This window comes from Bacillus sp. FSL R9-9410 (assembly GCF_038050385.1).
Lineage (GTDB): Bacteria > Bacillota > Bacilli > Bacillales > Bacillaceae_G > Bacillus_A > Bacillus_A cereus_U.
In genome coordinates this window covers 2,736,948-2,754,014 of sequence record NZ_JBBOTV010000001.1, presented here as the reverse complement: position 1 = coordinate 2,754,014, position 17,067 = coordinate 2,736,948, and the positions used below count along the sequence as shown (strand labels likewise).

Below are 17,067 nucleotides of genomic sequence, written 5' to 3'. Positions count from 1 at the left end.
TTAACTTATACATATAGATTGGGGGAAGGAAGAATGAAGAGAAAGACAACAACAATTGCTGCACTTGCGTTATCGACTAGTGTACTGGTTGCGGGATGTGGGAATGGGGAGAAGGCTTCGACAACGAAGAAAGAATCAAGTAAGGGAATGGCAGATAAACAAGTTTTAAATTTGCTAGAAACAGCTGAAATTCCTTCAATGGATACATCTAAATCAACAGATTCTGTATCTTTCCGTGTATTTGTAAATGCAATGGAAGGATTATATCGTCTAGATAAAGATAATAAACCAACTCCAGGTATGGCCAAAGACGTGAAGATTAGTGAAGATAAAAAGACATATACATTTGAATTACGTGATGCAAAATGGTCAAATGGTGATCCAGTTCGAGCACAAGATTTTGTATATGCATGGCAACGTACATTAGATAAAGCAATAGCAGCAGAATATGCATTTATTTTATTTGATGTGAAAAATGCACAGAAAGTAAATAAAGGAGAAGTACCGTCGGATCAATTAGGTGTTAAAGCGAAGGATGATAAAACGTTGGTAGTAGAATTAGAGCAACCAGCACCTTATTTCCTTGAGCTTACTTCGTTCCCTACATTCTTCCCATTAAATGAAAAGTATGTAAAAGAACAAGGGGATAAATACGGATTAGAAGCAGATAAATTATTGTACAATGGACCATTTACAATGAGTGAATGGAAACATGAACAAAGTTACCAGTTAAAGAAAAACCCAAATTATTGGGATAAAGATGCTGTAAAATTACAAGAAATTAATGTGGGTATAGTAAAAGAGACAAGTACTGGGGTAAATTTATATGATAGTGATCAAGCAGACCGTGTCATTTTAAGTTCTGAGTTTGTAGACAAATATAAAAAGAATAAACCAGATGAATTTAAAACGAAGCTAGACCCACGTATGTATTTCCTACGTTTTAATCAAAAAAATGCAACGTTTAAAAATCAAAAGGTTCGTGAGGCGATTGATTTAGCGTACGATAAAAAAGGAATTGCGGATGTAATTTTGAATGATGGATCATTGCCAGCGTATTTCTTAGTACCTGAAAAGTTTACGACAGGACCAGATGGAAAAGACTTCCGTACTGTAAATAAAAATTTCCGTGACAGTAAAGATAATGCTGCGAAAGCAAAAAAACTGTGGGAAGAAGCGAAGAAAGAACTTGGTCAAGATACAATTACAGTAGAATTACTAAATGATGATAACGGTAGTCGTAAAAAAGTGGGCGACTTTATTAAAGAAGAATTAGAGAAAAACTTACCTGGTATTAAAGTGAATTTGAAGCAACAACCATATAAGCAGAAGTTAGATTTAGAAAAGAAATTACAATATGAATTCTCGTTATCTGCATGGAGCCCAGACTATCCAGATCCAATGACGTACATCGATATGTTCGTTACTGGAAGCTCATTTAATGAAATGGATTATTCAAATCCGAAGTACGATGATTTAGTAGCAAAATCAAAAGGAGAACTACTAAAAGATGACGCAGCACGCTGGAAAGCACTTGCAGAAGCTGAAAAAATCTTAATTGGTCAAGATGCTGCAATCTCTCCTACGTACCAACAAAGTACAGCTTACTTAGAGAAGACGTATGTAAATGGTATTGCTAACCATACGTTCGGTGGCGACTTTAGTTATAAATGGGCGTATATTACAAAAAAATAGTACAATAAAAGATGAGTGAATTTTCGCTCATCTTTTATTGTATAAGGAGGAGCTATAGTTGTTAAGGGGAATCAATCATCTTTGTTTTTCAGTTTCAGATTTAGAAAAATCTATTGTGTTTTACGAAGAAGTACTAGAAGGAGAGTTATTAGTTAAAGGGAGAAAACTAGCGTATTTTAACATATGCGGAGTGTGGTTAGCACTTAATGAAGAGGGACATATTCCAAGAAATGAGATTCATCAATCTTATACGCACATTGCGTTTTCTGTTGAACAAGAAGACTTTAATTGTTTGTTAAAGCGATTAGAAGAAAATGAAGTTCATATTTTAAAGAGCAGAGAACGAGATATGAGAGATTGTGAATCTATATATTTTCAAGATCCAGATGGTCATAAATTTGAGTTTCATTCAGGGACATTGCAAGACCGTCTAAATTATTATAGAGATGAGAAACCTCATATGACATTTTACTAAGGGGGAAAGAAGTTGCATGCACTTGTAATTGGTGGAACAGGAATGCTAAAGAAAGTTTCTATGTGGCTTTGTGATCAAGGGTTTCATGTTTCTATTATTGGACGAGATAGTACGAAATTGGAAAATGTTAAGCAAGGGAGTTCTATACCGGGAAATATTAGGTGCCTTTCTTTAGATTATCAAAATGACGATGATGTAAAGCAATCTATTACAAATACAATTGAACAAAGTGGTCCAATTACATTAGTTGTCGCATGGGTACATTCGAGTGCTAAGCATGCATTACGATTCATTTGTAATGAGGTAGAATTGTCGTCGGAAAAGTACAGTTTATTTCATATATTAGGTAGTAGTGCATCACGTACGAAGTCACAAAAAATAGGCGGGGCATTATGTAGTTATTATAGAGTTATATTAGGGTTTATTTTAGAAGATACATATGCAAGGTGGCTTACTCATGAAGAGATAGCTGACGGAGTTATAAAAGGAATTGAAAGTAAATGCACAGAATGGATTGTAGGGAGAGTAGAGCCGTGGGAATCGCGGCCGAAATGGTAAGGGGGCATGTGAAATGAAGACAACAGTATATGTAACAAGGCACGGTGAGACAGAATGGAATGTAGCAGGGCGGATGCAAGGACGAAAAAATTCAGCATTAACAGAGAATGGTATGATACAAGCGAAACAATTAGGGGAGCATATGAAGGATTTACCACTCCATGCCATATATAGTAGTCCAAGCGAAAGAACGCTTCATACTGCTGAATTGATTAAAGGAGAACGCAATATTCCAATTATAGCAGATGAACGTTTCTATGAAATAAATATGGGGACATGGGAAGGGCAAACAATTGCCGATTTGGAAATGCAATATCCAGAAGAAGTACATTTATTTTGGAATGAACCAAATCTTTTTCAGTCAACATCGGGAGAAAACTTTGCGGCCGTTCATAAAAGAGTAATTGAAGGGATACACTTTCTTTTAGAAAAGCATAAAGGTGAAAATATTTTAATTGTTTCCCATGCTGCAGCAGGGAAACTACTTGTAGGACATTTTGCAGGTCTTGAAATTGAACATGTATGGGGAGAGCCATTTATGCATAGCGCGAGTCTTAGTGTGATTGAATTTGATGAAGATCTTGGTAAAGTAAAACAATTTGCAGATATAAGTCATTTTCAGTAAACGTAAAAAAGGTCGCAAAGCGACCTTTTTTTGGTGGACATAAAAAACTAGCAATTACGTTTTTTATACCAGAAGTGATCGAATTTTTTATTCTTGCAAGAAGAAGACTTGTGTCTGCTATCTTTGCAATCGTCCCATTTGTGTCCGTCATCGTGACAGTCCTTACCATGATCCCAGGAATCATCGCAAGAGCCATGATGGCTATGAGGGAAAAATACACATTTTTTACAGCAACATCGTTTTGTCCAGAAACATTTCTTTTCAAAGCGAACACATTTTGTAACGAAAGTACAATGTTTTCTGCGAGTACGTTTTGTAACTAAAACGCATTCTTTTCTGCGAGTAACTTTCGTAACGAATGTCCATTTTTGAACGCGTACACGAGTACATTTTGTAACGAATGTCCATTTTTTTACATGAGTACATTTTGTAACGAAAGTACAATGTTTCACGCGAGTACATCTTGTTCTTGGACATTTATGCCCTGTTGTACATTTACGTCCTGTTGTACATTTATGATGAGAGAATTTATCATCATCACAATCAAAAGTACTTGGATCTTGGTGTAAGAAATCCTCCATACCAGCACTTTTGATTTCTTCAACAGCTTTTCTAATATCACGTTTCATAGAAATCCTCCTTATCGAGTTTTAAATTGAAAAGGTATTCTTTTTCCTTAACATGATATGAGATTCGGCTTCTTTCTGAACAGGACAAGAGTGTAATTTTATATAAATAGATGATAGCGGATGTATGGACAAGACAAGGCGCATACATTGAATGAAGAGAACAGAGAAGGGATGAGAATATATGCTACCTTCATATGATTTTTTTATTCATCCAATGTACTTAGTGGAATTAAAAAAAGATATTTGGTCAGATAGCCCAGTGCCAGCAAAGTTGACATATGGAAAAAAGAAGTATGATATTGATATCGTTTATCGAGGCGCTCATATTCGTGAGTTTGAGAAAAAGTCTTATCATGTTAAGTTTTATAAGCCAAAAAAATTTCAAGGGGTGAAGGAATTTCATTTAAACTCTGAATTTATGGATCCATCTCTTATTCGTAACAAATTATCACTAGACTTTTTTAATGATATCGGGGTACTTTCACCGAAGTCACAGCATGTATTTATAAAAATAAATGGTCAAATCCAAGGAGTGTATTTACAGTTAGAATCGGTTGATGAAAACTTTTTAAAAAGTAGAGGGTTGCCGAGTGGTTCTATTTATTATGCGATAGATGATGACGCGAATTTTTCGTTAATGAGTGAGCGAGATAAAGATGTTAAGACAGAGCTCTTTGCGGGTTATGAATTTAAATATTCGAATAAAAATAGTGAAGAACAACTGAGTGAATTTGTATTTCAAGCGAATACTTTGTCGAGGGAAGATTATGAAAAAGAAATCGGGAAGTTTCTACATGTAGATAAATATTTACGATGGTTAGCTGGAGTTATTTTTACGCAAAACTTTGATGGTTTCGTTCATAACTATGCACTATATCATAACGATGAGACAAATTTATTTGAAGTTATCCCGTGGGATTACGATGCGACTTGGGGGCGTGATGTACAAGGAAGACCGCTTAATCATGAGTACATTCGCATTCAAGGATATAATACGTTAAGTGCAAGATTGTTAGATATACCTGTTTTTAGAAAGCAATATCGAAATATATTAGAAGAAATTTTAGAATTACAATTTACAGAATCCTTTATAAAACCAAAAGTAGAAAATATGTGTGCATCCATTCGTCCATATTTACTTCAGGATCCATATATGAAAGAGAAAATAGAAGTTTTTAATCAAGAGGCTGAGATGATTTTTCAATATATAAATAAAAGGAGAAAATATATACAAGAACATCTTCATGAATTGGGATGATTTTGAAGGAGATTGAAACATTATCAATCTCTTTTTTTGTATACTAAAGATAGAGAAAGAAAAAAGTGAAATAATATTTAGTAGAATGGGGTTGTGTAAAAATGACGGTTAAATGGATTGATTGGGTAAAACAAATACAATCAATAGCACAAGCAGGTTTAACGTACTCCAAAGATGTGTATGATATAGAGCGTTTCCAACAATTACGGGATATTTCCATCTCGATGATGTCACATTACACAAAGACAGATTGGGAAGTTGTGGAGAAGTTATTTGCAAGTGGGACAGGCTATCAAACACCTAAAGTTGATATAAGAGCAGTCGTTTTTCAAAATGAAAAGTTATTATTTGTGAAAGAAAAAAGTGACGGGAAATGGGCATTGCCAGGTGGATGGGCTGATATCGGTTATACGCCGACAGAAGTAGCAGCAAAAGAAGTTTTAGAGGAGACGGGCTATGAAGTAGATGATTTTAAGCTACTCGCTATATTTGATAAAGAAAAACATCAACCATCGCCTTCAGCAACACATGTATATAAAATTTTTATTGGCTGTAAGATTATTGGTGGCGAAAAGAAAACTAGTATTGAAACAGAAGATGTGGAGTTTTTTGATGAGAATGAATTGCCTAATTTATCGATTGCTAGAAATACCGAATGGCAGATTAAAGAAATGTTTGCGTTTATGAAAGATCGAAATAAGGAAAGGATACTTGATTAATTAAATGAATCAAGTATCCTTTTAGGGTATATTGATGAAGGGTTGTACATATTCTTATAACAAAAAAGAGTCTAGTGTAGTCTTCTTTAAAGTCTATGAGTTAGGTGAAGAGATTCACATGATTATATTGGCAGATGGCAATCTTTATGTGATAATGGGAGGGGATGTGAAGAAAAAAGGAGATAGAAAAGAATATGTTAGCGAATATAATAGATCAGTTATTGCAATTCTTTGCAAGTCTAGGATACTTTGGAGTAGCACTAGGTTTAATGATTGAAATTATCCCAAGTGAGATTGTACTTTCGTATGCTGGATTTTTAGTGGCAGAAGGAAAAATTAGTTTTGTCGGTGCTGTTATTGCCGGAACAATCGGTGGTACTTTAGCGCAAATCTTTTTATACTGGCTTGGATACTACGGAGGGCGTCCGGTTGTTGAGAGGTTTGGGAAATATCTGCTTATTAATAAACATCATTTAGACATAGCAGAAAATTGGTTTAAGCGTTATGGAGCTGGAGTGATATTTTCGGCACGTTTTATCCCAGTTGTACGTCATGCAATTTCTATTCCAGCAGGATTAGCAAAGATGCCGTTAAAGCTCTTTACACTGTATACAGTAGTAGCGATTATTCCATGGTCAATTCTTTTTATATATTTAGGAGAAAAGCTTGGTGGAAATTGGAGACATATTAAAGAATATGCATCTGATTACACACATTACATAATTATAGGTGCGGTTTTCTTTATTGCTTTATACTTCGGTTTAAAGCTTTTGAAAAAGAGAAAAACAACTCATTAAAGTCAATGATTTTTCATTGGCTTTTTTTAATTGTTTCGGTTCTAAAAAAAAGGAGTTGTCCATAATGTGTAATAATAAAGCGTAGCGGGGGAATGTGATGAAAGGATCACCGTTTTTACGTGGAACGATATTTTTAACGATGGCAACGATGATATCTAAAATGTTAGGGTTCATATATATTATACCATTTACAGCAATGGTGGGTACGAGTGGGTACGTATTATATACGTATGCATACCGTCCTTATACAATTATGCTCAGTATTGCAACGATGGGATTGCCACTTGCCGTTTCGAAAATGGTATCAAAATATGATCAACTCAATGATTATCATACGGTTAAAAGAGTATTAAAGAGTGGTATCGTTTTTATGTTTATAATGGGAGTTATTTCATGTTTTACACTATATATATTAGCTCCACATTTAGCTAAATTTGTAATTGATGGAAATGATCAAACCGGAAATAGTATAACGGCGGTCACTAATAACATTCAAATTGTAAGTTTTGCGCTAATACTTGTACCAGTAATGAGTTTATTAAGGGGCTTCTTTCAAGGATTTCAATCGATGGGACCTTCTGCACTAAGTGTAGTTGTAGAGCAATTTTTTCGGGTCTTAACCATTTTAATAGGAAGTTTTGTCGTTTTATATGTTTTAAAAGAGTCTATTTCGCTAGCGGTCGGTATTTCAACGTTTGGTGCATTTATGGGAGCTATAGGTGGATTAACGGTTTTAAGTGCGTATTATGTAAAGAGGAGAAGGCACTTAAAGAAAAAAGAAATGGCAAGTATACCACAAACAACGAAATCTTTTTTCTCGTTATATAAGGAGCTCTTTACATATTCAATACCGTTTGTTGTGGTTGGTTTAGCAATTCCGTTGTATCAGACAATTGATACATTTACAATTAATAAGTTACTTATACAAATAGGATATATGCAAGGAGAAGCTGAAAAGATTAATGCGATAATTGGTCTTGTTCAGATGGTTGTACTTATCCCGGTTTCTGTTGCAACGGCTTTTAGTATGTCCCTTGTACCTGAAATGACGAAAGCTTATACAGCGGGAAATGAGAAGCTACTGTATAAACACTTTACAAGGACAAATTTATTAGTGGTAGGAATTACTGTACCGGCGGCGATTGGAATGATGGTTTTAGCAAAACCAGTATATACTCTTTTATTTGGTGCTGGAAATGATCCAGAGATGGGCAGTACTATTTTGCAGTATTATGCTCCTGCTTGTATACTATTCTCACTGTTTACAGTAACCGCTGCCATGTTACAAGGAATTAATCAACAACAGAAAACAGTGCTAGGATTAGTAATCGGAATAACTGTGAAGATAGTTTTAAATATTGTATTGCTACCGTATTTTGATTATGTAAGTTTTATCATTTCAACATACGCTGGCTATACGATTTCAGTCGGCTTTAACTTGTGGATGCTTTCTAAATATGTTATAAAGGCAACATAAGCTTTTTAAAAGGCAGAGAACACTCTGTCTTTTTCTATGTTTACAAGATTTTTCTTAAAAAAACGTTTTCAAAATAATTTTTCTATTGAAATTTAATCGTTTGTTTCATATGCTGAAAATAGCGGTTCAAAAACTGTTGTTTAAGTGAGGTAGATTCCCACATGTAAAAAGAATCGGGGTGATAGTATGTTAAATATTTATTTAACAGACCGAAACGGAAAACTACAAGAGATTGAGGAAATGCAAAAGGGCTGCTGGATTAATGTACTTCATCCAACAGAAGAAGAAATTCAGTATCTAGTACAAACTTTAAATGTAGACTTAGATTTCATTAAAGATCCTTTGGATGATGAAGAACGCTCTCGTATTGAAAAGGAAGACAATAATACTTTAATTATCGTGGATATTCCGACAGTCAGACATGATGAAGAAGGAAATTCAATTTATGACACGATTCCAATAGGTATGATTGTAATGCCAGATTGTTTTGTTACTATTTGCTTAGAAGAAAATCCGATTTTTGAACGCTTTATTAATCAACGTATTAAAGAATTTTATACGTTTAAAAAGACGCGCTTCGCACTTCAGCTCTTATATACAATTTCTACTTATTATTTAAGATACTTAAAGCAAATTAATCGAAAAACAATCGATTTAGAGCACCAATTAAATAAGTCGATGAAAAATAAAGAAATTTTCACATTGCTCGGCCTTGAAAAAAGTTTAGTTTATTTTACAACATCATTAAAGGCAAATAAAATTGTAATTCAAAAATTAATGCGAAACAGTACATTTTTGAAAATGTATGAAGACGATCAAGATTTACTAGAAGATGTATTAATTGAAAATAAACAGGCTATTGAAATGGCAGAAATATATAGTCACATTTTAAGTGGAATGATGAATACATTTAGTTCGGTTATTTCTAACAATTTAAATAGTGTTATGAAACTGTTGACTTCTATTACAATCATTTTATCATTACCAACGATGGTTTCTAGTTTCTTTGGAATGAATGTAAAGGTTCCGTTTGAAGGGGAAGCACATGGTTTTGTAATTGTACTTATAATATGTGTAACATTATCTTTCACTTTAGCATTTGTTTTTTGGAAGAAACGTTACTTTTAATGATAGGAAAGCTGCGCTAGCATAGTTATAAAACTGTGTTAGCGCAGCTTTTTTGCTATGAAATCTCAATTTTGGAATAGAATATAACTTGTAAAATGTAATGTGTATGAAGGTTATGAATTCCGTATAACTCTTGTTCAAATAATGAAATGGGGTTAAAATTACATATTGTTAATGAAAAGTTGGAGGAAATACATCATGGAATTGTTTCAATTACCGAAAGCATTCCTGCAAATGAATACAATCTTTATCTCAATATTAATCGAAGCACTTCCATTTGTGCTAATTGGTGTATTTATTTCAGGATTCATTCAAATGTTTGTGACAGAAGATATGGTGGCAAAATGGATGCCGAAGAACCGATTTCTGTCTGTTTTATTAGCTACTTTTTTAGGTATGATGTTTCCTGGGTGTGAATGTGGAATTGTTCCGATTGTAAGAAGATTAATAGGAAAAGGGGTTCCACCCTATGCAGGAATTGCATTTATGTTAACTGGACCGATTATTAATCCAGTTGTATTATTTGCAACATATGTTGCTTTTGGAAGTAGTATGCACATGGTATGGTATCGTTCTATTGTGGCGATTATCGTAGCAATTATCGTTGGAATTATATTATCATTTATGTTTAAAGAACATCAATTAAGAGATGATCACTTCCCAGAAGTGAATCATAAGCGTCCGTTACGTAAAAAAATGTGGGATGTATGTACACATGCTGTTGAGGAATTCTTCTCAATGGGAAAATATTTAGTGCTAGGTGCGTTAATTGCAGCTGCGGTTCAAACATTTGTACAAACTTCAACATTGCTTGCAATTGGACAAGGTCCGTTTTCTTCATCAGCTGTTATGATGGGACTTGCTTTCATTTTATCACTTTGTTCAGAGGCAGATGCATTTATTGCTTCTTCATTCCAAAGTACATTTTCAACAGCGTCACTAGTCGCGTTCCTCGTATATGGACCGATGGTGGATATTAAAAATATGTTTATGATGCTTGCGACATTTAAAACAAAATTTGTAATTGTTGTGACGGTTACAGTTACACTTGTTGTTTATGCAAGCTCACTACTCATTTATGCGATGGGGTGGTAGGTTATGTTTCGAGCATATATATTATTAGGTTTTACAATTTTAATTGGACAGCTTCATATTTCCGGTAACATTACGAAGTATATAAATATGAAGTATGCCTATTTATCAAAAACGGCAGCTATTATTTTAGGTTTCTTAACGATTATACAAATTATTATCGTTTTCCAGAAAGAGCATCAAAAGGAAAAAGAGAAACATGATTGCAATTGTGATCATAGCCATTGTGGGCACGATCATTCGAAAGATGAAAATACATGGTGGAAACGAACGTTTTCTTATATTCTGTTCTGTTTTCCGATTATTTCAGGATTGTTTTTCCCAATTGCAACATTAGATTCGGACATTGTTAAGGCGAAGGGATTTCACTTTCCTGTTGCACAAGCGGAAAGTAAAGATCCATTTATGACAAGACAATTCTTAAGACCGGATACGAGTATTTATTACGGGAAAGAAGGATATCGTGGTGTAATGGAAAAAGGGAAGAAAGAGTTTGTTACGAAAGACAATATCACTTTAAAAGATGAAGATTTCTTAAAGGGTATGGAGACAATTTATAATTATCCTGGTGAATTTACTGGTAAAACCCTGTCTTATAAAGGATTTGTTTTCCGAGATGATTCTTCTAAAAAGGAACAATATTTCTTATTCCGTTTCGGTATTATACATTGTGTTGCGGATTCGGGTGTATATGGTATGTTAGTTAAAAAACCAGAAGGTGTAGAGTGGAAAAATGATGATTGGATTCAGGTGGAAGGAGAAATTTCAACTGAATTTTATCAGCCGTTTCATGCGAATATTCCAGTGTTAGAAGTAACGAAATGGAATAAAGTTGAACAGCCGAAAGAACAATATGTATTTAGAGGAGCCGATTGATAAAATCGGTTCTTTTTTGTGGACTAAAAGTTCTAAAAATTGTTAATATTAAACGTGTAGTTCATGAGATGTAGTAAATGTTTGGATATTAGGGATATATAATTAAAGGGGTGATAACAATGACTGAAGTAAAGGGTAAAACAGCTAATGAATCAAGAGTTTTTAAAACGAGTCGAGTATTTCCAACGGATTTAAATGATCATAACACGCTATTTGGTGGAAAGATATTGGCGGAGATGGATATGGTTGCTTCAATTTCAGCAACGAGACACTCGAGAATGGAATGTGTCACAGCGTCTATGGATTGGGTAGATTTCTTATATCCAGTACGTTCTTCAGATTGTGTTAGTTATGAATCTTTCGTAATTTGGACGGGAAGAACTTCTATGGAGATATTTGTGAAAGTAGTAGCAGAAGATTTAATTTCAGGTGAAAAACGTGTAGCAGCAACTTCATTCGTTACTTTTGTTGCGCTTAGTAAGGAGAATAATCCAGTCCCTGTACCGCGTGTTATCCCTGAGACAGAAGAGGAGAAAGAATTGCATCGAATTGCTGTGTTACGTGCAGAACAGCGTCATATTCGTAAGGCAGAGAGTAAGAAGGTAGCTACACTGCTAACTTTTTGATGTAAAATACTTTCCTAGTGGTACTATTTTTTTATAGGCTAGGAGATTTTTGAAATGAAAAGCGGACACCTAAAATAGGTGTCCGCTTTCATAGTTTTTTCATCCCCATATCGTATTACAATAACTGCTTAGCAGAAGCAAGCAGCACCGACGATAATTAAGAGGATAAATAATACGACTAGTAGCGCAAATCCATTACCATGTGCGAAGCCCATTGTTATTTCCTCCTTTTATTTTAAGATACAACATACAATATGCAGATGAGCTCCTGTTTGATATGGACGTATATCATGCAATGACATATTTTTTGTATGATAATGTTTAAAAAAAGGAAAGATATAGGAATAACAGTAGTTAGAGAAAGGAACGTATCCATGAAGCACTTTTTAATTGTAATAATTTGTTTTATAGGTGTATTCATATGGATGAACGTTGATGTGGAAATGGGGAAGAAAATGGCTAGTGGATATGAATTAGAAAAAATTCGGTCAGGGGATTTTCAATTATATACGAACGGTGACGAGTTATATAGAAGTTTATTTGAGAATATAAATCGTGCAGAAAAGAATGTGTATATTCATTTTTATATTGTAGGTAAAGATGAGGTAAGCAAAGAATTCTTACAATTATTAGAGAAAAAAGCATCTAGCGGAGTAGATGTGAAATTGTCAGTAGACCGCATTGGCGGATATAAGCTTAAGAAAAAGATAATTAATCAATTAAAAGAAAAAGGCGTGAAGTTTACATTTAGTAAAAAACTTAAATTAAAAAACTTATTTTATTCTTTGCATCAACGTAATCATAGACGCATTGTTACTATAGATGGGAAAGTTTCGTACATTGGTGGCTTCAATATCGGAAAGGAATATCTTGGGCAGGATCCTAAATTTGGTCCGTGGCGTGATTATCATGTACGCATCGAAGGGAATGGAGCTACTGATATGGAACGGAAATTTGCGGAAGATTGGCAAGAAGATACGGGAGAAAAGGTCCCTATACGTCAAGAGTTACCTGTACAAGGAAATGTAAAATATCAATATATATTTTCGAATGGAAAAGGCTTATGGGAAAAGTACAGTGCACTATTAAAGAAGGCAAAACACTCCTTAATTATTGCTACACCATATTTTGTACCGAGTAAAGAAATGGTAAAAGGACTGAAAGATGCATTAAATCGTGGTGTCCGTGTGAAAATTCTCGTTCCCTTTAAAAGTGATGCCGTATTGTTAAAACAAGCTGCCTATCCTCATTTGAAAGATATGTTAGATGCTGGGGCGGAGATTTATCAATATCGAAACGGATTTTTTCATGGGAAAGTGACAATCATTGATGAGGAAATCGTCGATATTGGTACAGCGAATTTTGATAATAGAAGCTTTTATTTAAATAACGAATCAAACTGTGTCATATATGATAAGACAGTCGTTGCTGATGTCTGGAATCGACTAAAAGAAGACTTTCATAAGTCAAAACGATTTTCAGAAGAAGATTTTGAGAAAATTAGTCGCTGGGATTGGTTTCTAGGAAGAATAGCGAATGTTATCGCATCATATTTATAGTATATAGATGGAAAATAGGAAGGGAGGCACTTTAATGGATTGTATGAAAGAATTGATGACATATAGTTACACACTTATATATAAAGTTGGAGAGTACACGGGCAAGGTTCGAGATGAAGAATTAAAGGATATTTTAAAGCATCATTTACCGTATATGTTGCAAGCATATAATGAACAAGTAAATTTTCAAGAAGGAGAAAATGTACAGCATATAACTTGTAAACAAATGTGGCCGGAATTTACAGAAATGGATAGGGAAACAGATAATGAATATACAGGGGATATGGGGATTGCTATTTGTTATATTACACATTTGAAGCGATTAGCATTAAAGTTTGCTCAAGTGGCAGTAGAAGTTGCGAACCCGGAGTTTCGTTCTTTTCTGGAAAATTGTTTTGTGAAAATGAATCGTTACGCATATAATGTTTGGCAATATGTTGTGAAGAAGGAATATAAGATTAAACATGTATATGAAAATGAAAAATTTGCGTGAAAAGCTAAGGTGGAATGAAAGGCGCCTTAGTTTTTTTATGTCTAATTAGAGGGTGGGATTAAAAATTGGTTATGTTATCAGAAAATTTACAATAATTTACTATATCTTTACTATTTTTAAATCTTTCCTTTAAAAATAAAGAGTAATATGGGATTGTACATATTCTATCAAAGGGAGGAAACGCAAATGAACAAATGGGTTAAGTCATTAACTGCTATGGCACTTGCAAGTTCTTTATTAATGGTAGGTTGTAGTAAAGATGAGGATAAAAAGAAAGAGGATGACACAACTTCGCAGCAAGATGGAAAGAAAGATAAAGAAACAAGCGGAACAGACAAGTCTTCTGATTCGAAAGAAAAGAAATAAATGGATAATAGAGCTTCCTCATATATATGAGGGAGCTTTTTTGTTGCGTATTTGTAAGTTTTGCGGAAAAATAGAGAGAAAGAATTGAAAAGGAGAAAGTAAATGAAAGTATGTATATTAGGGGCGACAGGTAGAGTAGGATCACACATTATGAAATTGGCATTACAAGATTCATATGAAGTAACGGTATTAGTTCGTGATTTGAGTAGAGTGGAAATAGAGCATGAAAGGTTGCATGTTATTAAGGGAAATGTATTAAGCGGAGATGATATAAAGGAAGCAATTAAAGGATGTGATATTGTAATTAGTGCTCTTGGAACTGATCGGAATGGGACGTTAGAGAAGAGTATACCGATTATTATAAAGCAAATGGAAGAAGAGGGCATAAAGAAAATTGTTACAATAGGAACGGCTGGTATTTTACAAGCGCGAACAAACCCAAGTATATATCGTTTTCAATCAAAAGAATCGAAAAGAAAAATGACAACAGCTGCGGAAGATCACTTAGCTGCTTATGAAGCGCTGAATAATAGTAAACTATGTTGGACTGTTGTTTGTCCGACGCATTTAATAGATGGTGATGTAACAGGTGTATATCGAACTGAAAAAGATATGTTGCCAACAGATGGATCGGAAATCACAGTTGGTGATACCGCTCATTTTACATGGAGTTTACGTAATAAAAGCTTATACGAGAAAAGCCGAGTAGGTATTTCATATTAAAAAACCATCCCAAAATAGGGATGGCTAAAAAATGATATAGCATACAAAGATGATAATCATAATGATTTGGAGAATGGCTTTGGCTACTGTACTACTTAAAAAACCGACTACAGTTGCAATTCCGACTAAAAGGGCGTCTTTTGGCGCCTTTTTATGCATTAGTTCCGTAATAAATACAGATAAGAACGGTATGATAATAAGCCCGAATGGTGGGAAGAAGAACGATCCGACAATGATAGAAACCATGCCAATACGTTCGCCCGATTTTGTACTTCCGTATTTTTTTAGGAAGTATCCATTTGCAATAAAGTCAGCAACGAAAATGAAGAGTGTAAAAATGACTTGAATAATCCAAAAAGATGTCGTTAACTCTCCGCCATTTATTCCAAAATGATAAATGAAATAGCCAGCCCATACGGCAAGGATGCCAGGGATAATGGGGTATATAAAGGCAAGAAATGAAACAATGAAACAAGCAATGATACAAATTGTTAGTAAAACAGTCACTTTATAGCTCCTTTGTAGTATCTAATTTATGTACAGCAATCTTTTTAATTTGATGCCCATCAAGTTCTAATGCTTTAAATTGAAAACCATCATATTCAACTGAATAGCCAGCCTCAATATTTAAATCAATTGATTGAGAGAGAAGCCAACCACCAATTGTATCTAAATCACTTTCATCGATATGTAGGCCAAACATATCATTTACTTCAGAAATGAGTACTTTCCCATCTAAAACAGTAAGCTTAGGAGTACACTTTTCAATCATTGGTGATTCGTCTGCGTCAAATTCATCTTGAATTTCTCCGATAATTTCTTCGAGAATATCCTCCATCGTTAAAAGGCCAGCAGTTCCACCGTATTCATCCATAACAATCGCCATTTGTACGCGGTTCTTTTGGAGATGTATTAACGTTTTACGAATGGGAACTGTTTCAAATACAGTTAAAACAGGATGTATGTAGGCATCAAGTGGTTTGTAAATGCCTTTTGTTTGATTATGAAAAATCTCTTTCGTATTTATCATTCCGATAATATCATCCTTATCCTTTTCAATAATAGGATAACGTGTATACTTTTCAGTTGCAACGATTTTCATATTTTCTTCTAACGTATTTTCAGTAGATAAACAAACCATTTCAGTTCTAGGTACCATAATTTCTTTAGCAACACGATCATCAAATTCAAAAATATTATTTACATATTTATATTCGGTTTGATTAATTTCGCCGCTTTTATAGCTTTCACCTAAAATGAGTCGTAGTTCTTCTTCGGAATGAGCAAGTTCATTTTCTTTTGCAGGTTCTAAACCTAATAATTTAGTGAAAAATACAGCTGAACTATTCAGTAACCAAATGAATGGATACATAATTTTATCAAACAAAATAAGCGGTTTTGCAAATTTTAATGTGATTGCTTCAGCTTTTTGGATTGCGAAAGACTTAGGAACTAACTCGCCTAATACAACATGGAAAAAAGTAATCACACTAAAAGCAATAATAAAGGATAACGTGTTAGCCATTGTTCCAGTAATATTGATTTTTTCAAATAGTGGTCGTAGTAAATGTTCTACAGTTGGTTCACCAAGCCAACCAAGTCCTAAAGAGGTGATAGTAATACCGAGCTGACAAGCAGATAAATAAACGTCTAAGTTAGATAAAACGCTTCTTGCAGCTAATGCTTGTTTATTACCTTCATTAGCAAGCTGGTCAATTCGACTTTTTCGTACTTTTACGACAGCGAATTCTGAAGCAACGAAAAAACCAGAAATAAGGATAAGTATAAAGATGAGAAAAATATTTAATATGTCCAAGTGTGTTCTTTATTCCTACTTTGGAATAAAGATGTCACCTCCTGCAATTATGTTATACTTTTATAATAAATCTAAATGAAAAGATTAGTCAAAGAAAATGGGTAAATAATGGTAGGTTTTACTAGTAGTTTTTTAATTTGTTGTTATTTTGTCCT

20 protein-coding genes are annotated in these 17,067 nt (G+C 34.0%); 16 read left to right on the top strand and 4 right to left on the bottom strand.

Going from position 1 to position 17,067, the window contains the following annotated elements:
- The first annotated feature begins 33 nt into the window (after positions 1-33).
- From MKX77_RS14320 to MKX77_RS14305, 4 genes are read left to right on the top strand one after another with little or no spacing between them, the layout of a single operon-like run.
- Positions 34-1,695, top strand: coding sequence for a peptide ABC transporter substrate-binding protein (locus MKX77_RS14320; protein ID WP_341307003.1), 1,662 nt, complete (start codon positions 34-36; stop codon positions 1,693-1,695).
- A gap of 58 nt (positions 1,696-1,753) precedes the next feature.
- Positions 1,754-2,170: a FosBx1 family fosfomycin resistance bacillithiol transferase gene (gene fosB, locus MKX77_RS14315; RefSeq protein ID WP_341307002.1), complete on the top strand. Its 417-nt coding sequence runs from the start codon at positions 1,754-1,756 to the stop codon at positions 2,168-2,170.
- A gap of 12 nt (positions 2,171-2,182) precedes the next feature.
- Positions 2,183-2,728, top strand: a complete 546-nt coding sequence (locus MKX77_RS14310; RefSeq protein ID WP_341307001.1) for a short-chain dehydrogenase — start codon at positions 2,183-2,185, stop codon at positions 2,726-2,728.
- A 13-nt stretch (positions 2,729-2,741) separates the two neighbouring features.
- A complete protein-coding gene (locus MKX77_RS14305; protein WP_341307000.1) occupies positions 2,742-3,353 on the top strand; it encodes a phosphoserine phosphatase 1 in 612 nt (203 codons plus the stop codon).
- A 47-nt stretch (positions 3,354-3,400) separates the two neighbouring features.
- Here the strand turns inward: MKX77_RS14305 and exsB are convergent, their stop codons facing one another.
- Entirely contained in the window at positions 3,401-3,982 is a 582-nt protein-coding gene (exsB, locus tag MKX77_RS14300; protein WP_341306999.1) for an exosporium protein ExsB, read from the bottom strand.
- A gap of 181 nt (positions 3,983-4,163) precedes the next feature.
- Between exsB and cotH the strand changes: the two genes are divergently transcribed.
- The 8 genes from cotH to MKX77_RS14260 all read left to right on the top strand — a co-directional run bounded on the left by cotH (position 4,164) and on the right by MKX77_RS14260 (position 11,955).
- On the top strand, positions 4,164-5,240 hold the full coding sequence (gene cotH, locus MKX77_RS14295; RefSeq protein WP_341306998.1) for a spore coat protein CotH: 1,077 nt from the start codon (positions 4,164-4,166) through the stop codon (positions 5,238-5,240).
- Positions 5,241-5,341: 101 nt separating this feature from the next.
- On the top strand, positions 5,342-5,959 hold the full coding sequence (locus tag MKX77_RS14290; protein ID WP_341306997.1) for an NUDIX hydrolase: 618 nt from the start codon (positions 5,342-5,344) through the stop codon (positions 5,957-5,959).
- Between the two features lie 194 nt (positions 5,960-6,153).
- Positions 6,154-6,756 carry a DedA family protein gene (locus MKX77_RS14285; RefSeq protein WP_016104621.1) on the top strand — a complete coding sequence of 201 codons (603 nt, stop codon included), beginning with the start codon at positions 6,154-6,156 and terminating at the stop codon, positions 6,754-6,756.
- Positions 6,757-6,853: 97 nt separating this feature from the next.
- A complete protein-coding gene (locus MKX77_RS14280) occupies positions 6,854-8,233 on the top strand; it encodes a putative polysaccharide biosynthesis protein (protein WP_341306996.1) in 1,380 nt (459 codons plus the stop codon).
- Between the two features lie 186 nt (positions 8,234-8,419).
- Positions 8,420-9,361 carry a magnesium transporter CorA family protein gene (locus tag MKX77_RS14275; protein ID WP_000932386.1) on the top strand — a complete coding sequence of 314 codons (942 nt, stop codon included), beginning with the start codon at positions 8,420-8,422 and terminating at the stop codon, positions 9,359-9,361.
- A gap of 198 nt (positions 9,362-9,559) precedes the next feature.
- Positions 9,560-10,456 (top strand): permease, encoded by an 897-nt coding sequence (locus MKX77_RS14270; RefSeq protein WP_002118586.1) that lies wholly within the window; start codon positions 9,560-9,562, stop codon positions 10,454-10,456.
- 3 nt (positions 10,457-10,459) lie between these two features.
- The gene (locus MKX77_RS14265; RefSeq protein WP_341306995.1) at positions 10,460-11,329 is read left to right on the top strand and encodes a TIGR03943 family putative permease subunit; all 870 of its coding nucleotides are present in this window, start codon (positions 10,460-10,462) and stop codon (positions 11,327-11,329) included.
- 119 nt (positions 11,330-11,448) lie between these two features.
- Positions 11,449-11,955 carry an acyl-CoA thioesterase gene (locus tag MKX77_RS14260; RefSeq protein ID WP_002200764.1) on the top strand — a complete coding sequence of 169 codons (507 nt, stop codon included), beginning with the start codon at positions 11,449-11,451 and terminating at the stop codon, positions 11,953-11,955.
- 128 nt (positions 11,956-12,083) lie between these two features.
- Here the strand turns inward: MKX77_RS14260 and MKX77_RS14255 are convergent, their stop codons facing one another.
- Entirely contained in the window at positions 12,084-12,170 is an 87-nt protein-coding gene (locus MKX77_RS14255) for a YjcZ family sporulation protein (protein ID WP_000505094.1), read from the bottom strand.
- Between the two features lie 159 nt (positions 12,171-12,329).
- Here MKX77_RS14255 and cls point away from each other — a divergent pair, with 159 nt between their 5' ends.
- The 4 genes from cls (at position 12,330) to MKX77_RS14235 (ending at position 15,096) form a co-directional block, all read left to right on the top strand.
- A complete protein-coding gene (gene cls, locus MKX77_RS14250; RefSeq protein WP_341306994.1) occupies positions 12,330-13,514 on the top strand; it encodes a cardiolipin synthase in 1,185 nt (394 codons plus the stop codon).
- A 34-nt stretch (positions 13,515-13,548) separates the two neighbouring features.
- On the top strand, positions 13,549-14,007 hold the full coding sequence (locus MKX77_RS14245) for a spore coat protein (RefSeq protein ID WP_016104624.1): 459 nt from the start codon (positions 13,549-13,551) through the stop codon (positions 14,005-14,007).
- Positions 14,008-14,193: 186 nt separating this feature from the next.
- The gene (locus MKX77_RS14240) at positions 14,194-14,373 is read left to right on the top strand and encodes a hypothetical protein (RefSeq protein ID WP_215556101.1); all 180 of its coding nucleotides are present in this window, start codon (positions 14,194-14,196) and stop codon (positions 14,371-14,373) included.
- A gap of 102 nt (positions 14,374-14,475) precedes the next feature.
- The gene (locus tag MKX77_RS14235) at positions 14,476-15,096 is read left to right on the top strand and encodes an NAD(P)-dependent oxidoreductase (protein WP_341306993.1); all 621 of its coding nucleotides are present in this window, start codon (positions 14,476-14,478) and stop codon (positions 15,094-15,096) included.
- Positions 15,097-15,120: 24 nt separating this feature from the next.
- On the opposite strand, the gene MKX77_RS14230 is transcribed toward MKX77_RS14235, so the two are convergent.
- Positions 15,121-15,603, bottom strand: a complete 483-nt coding sequence (locus MKX77_RS14230; RefSeq protein ID WP_215556103.1) for a DUF456 domain-containing protein — start codon at positions 15,601-15,603, stop codon at positions 15,121-15,123.
- A gap of 1 nt (position 15,604) precedes the next feature.
- Positions 15,605-16,912 (bottom strand): hemolysin family protein, encoded by a 1,308-nt coding sequence (locus MKX77_RS14225; protein WP_341306992.1) that lies wholly within the window; start codon positions 16,910-16,912, stop codon positions 15,605-15,607.
- Between the last annotated feature and the right edge of the window lie 155 nt (positions 16,913-17,067).